Origin of the sequence: Flavonifractor sp. (genome assembly GCF_019422385.1) — a bacterium.
Taxonomy (GTDB): domain Bacteria; phylum Bacillota; class Clostridia; order Oscillospirales; family Oscillospiraceae; genus Flavonifractor; species Flavonifractor avistercoris.
The window spans coordinates 1-2,141 of the sequence record NZ_JAHZDL010000162.1; the positions used below are offsets into that span (position 1 = coordinate 1).

At 67.7% G+C, this 2,141-nt stretch carries 1 protein-coding gene and 1 pseudogene; both read right to left on the reverse strand.

Features of this window, described 5'->3' with window-relative positions:
- Nucleotides 1–504: pseudogene (locus QZ378_RS12770) on the reverse strand (V-type ATP synthase subunit B); the annotation flags it as partial.
- Nucleotides 501–2,141 (reverse strand): V-type ATP synthase subunit A (locus QZ378_RS12775; RefSeq protein WP_291258539.1); only part of this gene is annotated, 1,641 nt, incomplete at its 5' end. The gene QZ378_RS12775 and the pseudogene QZ378_RS12770, both read right to left, overlap by 4 nt.

Below are 2,141 nucleotides of genomic sequence, written 5' to 3' on the forward strand. Positions count from 1 at the left end.
GGCCTGCCGGGCGATCTGGGCGGCCAGGGCCGCGTGGGGCAGGCCGGAGCCGGAGAAGATGGGCAGCTTCTGGCCGCGCACCAGGGTGTTCAGGCCGTCGATGGTAGAGATTCCGGTCTGGATGAACTCGTTGGGGTAGTCCCGGGCGGCGGGGTTCATGGGCAGGCCGTTGATGTCCCGGTACTCCTCGGCCAGAATCTCCGGGCCGCCGTCGATGGGCTTGCCCATGCCGTTGAACACCCGGCCCAGCATGTCGCCGGACACGCCCAGCTGGAGGGGGTGGCCCAGGAAGCGCACCTTGGACTCCTTCAGGTTGATGCCGGCGGAGGACTCGAACAGCTGCACCACGGCGTTGTCGCCGTTGACCTCCAGCACCTGGCAGCGGCGGACGGTGCCGTCGGGCAGCTCGATCTCGCCCAGCTCGTCATAGGTAACGCCGGACACGCGGCGCACCACCATCAGGGGGCCGTTGATCTCCTGTATGGTACGGTATTCCTTGATCATTCGTCAGCACCTCCCCTGGCCGCGGCGGCCTCGATCTCTTCCTCCATCTCCTTGGCCATGTCGGCGTAGACGGCGGGATACTGGTCGTCGGGCACGCTCTTGGCCCGGCCCATCTTCTCCCGGAAGGGGATGGCAAACAGGTCGGCGGCCGCGGCGCCCTTGTCGATGGCGGCCCGGCACAGCCGGTCGTAGTCCAGGATCATGGACAGCATCTTGTCCTGCCGGTCGTAGCTGGAGTACCAGTCCACCTCCATGAAGCCGTTCTGCTGGAGGAAGTCCTCCCGCAGCATCTTGGCGGTCTCCAGGGTCAGCTGGTCGCCGGCGGACAGGGAGTCCTTACCAACCAGCTGGACGATCTCGTTCAGGCTGGCCTCCTCCTGGAGGATGGACATGGCCTGCTCCCGGTGCGCCATGAACTGGGGCCCCAGGTTCTCGTCATACCAGGGCTTCAGGGAGTCCAGATACAGGGAGTAGGAGTTGAGCCAGTTGATGGCCGGGAAGTGGCGGCGGTAGGCCAGGGAGGAGTCCAGGGCCCAGAACACCTTGACGATGCGCATGGTGGCCTGGGAGACGGGCTCGGACAGGTCGCCGCCGGGGGGCGACACGGCGCCCACGGCGGTGAGAGAGCCCCGGCGCTCGGCATCGGAGCCGATGCACTCCACCATGCCGGCCCGCTCGTAGAACTGGGCCAGGCGGGAGGACAGATAGGCGGGGTAGCCCTCCTCGCCGGGCATCTCCTCCAGGCGGCCGGACATCTCGCGCAGGGCCTCGGCCCAGCGGGAGGTGGAGTCGGCGATGACGGCCACGTCGTAGCCCATGTCCCGGAAGTACTCGGCGATGGTGATGCCGGTGTAGATGGACGCCTCACGGGCGGCCACCGGCATATCGGAGGTGTTGGCGATGAGCACCGTCCGCTTCATCAGGGACTCGCCGGTGCGGGGATCCACCAGCTCGGGGAACTCCCGCAGCACGTCGGTCATCTCGTTGCCGCGCTCGCCGCAGCCGATGTAGACCACGATGTCCACGTCGGACCACTTGGCCAGCTGGTGCTGCATGACGGTCTTGCCCGAGCCGAAGGGGCCGGGGATGGCGGCGGTGCCGCCCTTGGCCACGGGGAACAGGGCGTCCACGATGCGCTGGCCGGAGAGCAGGGGGGTGCGGGGGGCGTACTTGTGCTTGTAGGGCCGGCCCACGCGGACAGGCCACTTCTGCACCATGGTCAGCTCATGCTTCTCCCCCTTCTCGTCCACCACCACGGCCACCGTGTCCAGCACGGTGAAAGAGCCGGACTGGATGGACTCCACGGTGCCCTTCAGGGTGGGGGGCACCATGATCTTGTGGAGCACCACGCTGGTCTCCTGGACGGTGCCCAGCACGTCTCCGCCGATGACCTTGTCGCCGGGCTTGGCCACGGCGGTGAAGTCCCACTTCTTCTCCCGATCCAGGGCGGGCACCTCCACGCCCCGGGGCAGGTTGTTGCTGCCGGCCTTCTTCAGAATCCCCTCCAGGGGGCGCTGGATGCCGTCGTAGATGTTCTCAATCAGGCCGGGGCCCAACTCCACGCTCATGGGGGCGCCGGTGGTCTCCACCACCGCGCCGGGGCCCAGGCCGGAGGTCTCCTCGTACACCTGGATGGA